The organism is Alcanivorax sp. HI0044, assembly GCF_001634945.1.
This window is the reverse complement of the sequence record NZ_LWEZ01001028.1, coordinates 1-255: the sequence shown is the minus strand read 5'-3', so window position 1 is coordinate 255 and position 255 is coordinate 1. Positions and strand designations below refer to the sequence as shown.

Below are 255 nucleotides of genomic sequence, written 5' to 3'. Positions count from 1 at the left end.
CGCCCAGGTCTTCTCGGTAGGTCAGGACGAAACCTATAACGAGGACGAGCTGGCAGAGCGCCTGCTGGACCACGCCTTGCTGGTATCGTTTGCACCCGCGGAAAAGCCGGCCATTGCCGTGGCCGTGCTGGTGGAAAATGGGCGCCACGGCGGCTCTACCGCCGGGCCAGTGGCTCGCCAGGTCATGGACGCCTGGCTGCTCGATAAAGAGGGAGAACTGAAGGTGCCGCCGGTATTCGCCAACACCCCGGCCAC

The 255-nt window shown here is 64.7% G+C and carries 1 protein-coding gene; it reads left to right on the top strand.

Features of this window, described 5'->3' with window-relative positions; all coding sequences use genetic code 11:
- Window positions 1–255 (top strand): penicillin-binding transpeptidase domain-containing protein (locus A3730_RS12050; RefSeq protein ID WP_255364263.1); only part of this gene is annotated, 255 nt, incomplete at both ends.